Raw genomic sequence first — 1,635 nt, forward strand, 5'->3', positions numbered from 1 at the left:
TCACTGTACGACTGGATACAGGTTCAGATGAAGGTGCTGTCGCGTCACTCGGATACGGCAAAGGCGTTCGCGTACCTGCTGAAGCAGTGGGACGCGCTGAACCTGTACTGCAGCAACGGGTGGACGGAGATCGACAACAATATCGCGGAGAACGCACTGAGGGGCGTGGCTCTAGGCAGGAAAAACTGCCTATTCGCCGGTTCAGATACGGGTGGAGAGCGGGCAGCCGTGCTGTACTCGCTGATCGGCACCTGTCGGCTGAATGATGTGGAACCGGAGGCGTGGCTACGTTATGTTCTGGGCCATATCCAAGACTGGCCGGTAAACCGGCTGCGTGATCTTTGCGCCGATCTGCTGCCGTGGAAAACCGATCTCACATCTGCATAAGCGTCAATACGGTCTGGATGTGACGCTTACGAACAGCGCAAAGATCACGGCAATTAACGGCACCAGCGACAGCAACGAAATATAGGCTAGGTGCCCGGCCAGTATCGTCATGCCATCTTCGTCACCCCTCTGCCACAGCAGTTTGATCCACGACCAGAATGCCCGCCCGCGGTGGCAATAGTGATTGAGTAAACTCATGTTTTAATGCGGTTGGCAAAAAATACCGGGATAACTTTGGCATCGGTAATATGCAGGCTGTAAATGCCGACAGCACGCGCCCCTTCGATGTTTTCCAAATTATCATCAAAGAAGATAGTCTCCTGAGCTGACGTATTTTCCTCATTCAGCAAGCGCTCATAAATTTTCTTGTCCGGTTTGCGAAGCCCCATCTCCTGGGAAAGATAGACTTTGTCAGCGGCTTGCTTCACTTCCGGGTACTGCGACGGCCAGAAGTTACAGTGCAGGCGGTTAGTATTCGACAGGATCACCACGCGGTCGCCCTGCTCGCGCAGTTTATTCATAATGGCAATCACTTCCGGGCGCACGCCGACAAACACTTCCTGCCAGCCGACCACGAACTGTTCAAAACTTAGCGACAATCCTAACCCTTCAGAAATTTTTTGCGCGAAAACTTCATCGCTGATTTCACCGCGTTCGTGCTGGTGAAAGCTCTCGCCCATGTGAAAACGATTTCGCAGTTCGGCCAGCGGCATGCGGCTTAAATCGCTCCAGACACCAAGAACCCGTTTGAAATCAATATCAACAATGACGTTACCTAAATCAAAGATATACAGCATGGTCATCTCCTTTTGTTCCGGTAAGGGGCGGATTCAAGTTTGAAGTGCAACGCTAAGCCGCCTGTTTTAGCTCTACAAAGACCACTGAAGGTTGCCGGAACCCAAGGCATTTCCGTGGCCTGCTATTCAGTGCTCCCTGGTACTTGCGGAGCTCGTCATCCGTCACTGCCGTCAGGTCAGTTCCTTTCGGGATAAACTGCCTCAACAACCCATTGGTGTTCTCGTTTAGCCCGCGCTGCCACGAGGCATATGGATGAGCGAAGTAGGTTTCCGCTTCCAACGCGTCAGCGACTTCCTTGTGCCGGGTAAACTCCCTGCCGTTGTCGAACGTGATTGTGTGACAGACGTCCTTATAGCCGCTCAGCATCGAGATAATAGCGGCGGCAACTTCGGCAGAGTCTTTAGAAAAAACCTTCTTCGTCAGATAAATACGGCTTTTACGTTCGACCAG

General features: G+C 52.4%; 3 protein-coding genes and 1 pseudogene. 1 reads left to right on the top strand and 3 read right to left on the bottom strand.

Annotation, left to right across the window (positions count from 1 at the left end; genetic code table 11):
- On the top strand, positions 1 to 387 hold a 387-nt coding region (locus BBW68_RS12810), incomplete at its 5' end, for an IS66 family transposase (RefSeq protein WP_148127671.1).
- A 24-nt stretch (positions 388 to 411) separates the two neighbouring features.
- Here the strand turns inward: BBW68_RS12810 and BBW68_RS12815 are convergent.
- From BBW68_RS12815 to BBW68_RS12825, 3 genes and pseudogenes are all read right to left on the bottom strand, one after another.
- Positions 412 to 585: pseudogene (locus BBW68_RS12815) on the bottom strand (virulence factor BrkB family protein); the annotation flags it as partial.
- Entirely contained in the window at positions 582 to 1,184 is a 603-nt protein-coding gene (gene yihX, locus BBW68_RS12820) for a glucose-1-phosphatase (protein ID WP_070135660.1), read from the bottom strand. The pseudogene BBW68_RS12815 and the gene yihX, both read right to left, overlap by 4 nt.
- A gap of 52 nt (positions 1,185 to 1,236) precedes the next feature.
- On the bottom strand, positions 1,237 to 1,635 hold a 399-nt coding region (locus BBW68_RS12825), incomplete at its 5' end, for an IS30 family transposase (protein WP_148127474.1).

Origin of the sequence: Candidatus Erwinia dacicola, from assembly GCF_001756855.1 — a bacterium.
Classification (GTDB): Bacteria; Pseudomonadota; Gammaproteobacteria; order Enterobacterales; family Enterobacteriaceae; genus Erwinia; species Erwinia dacicola.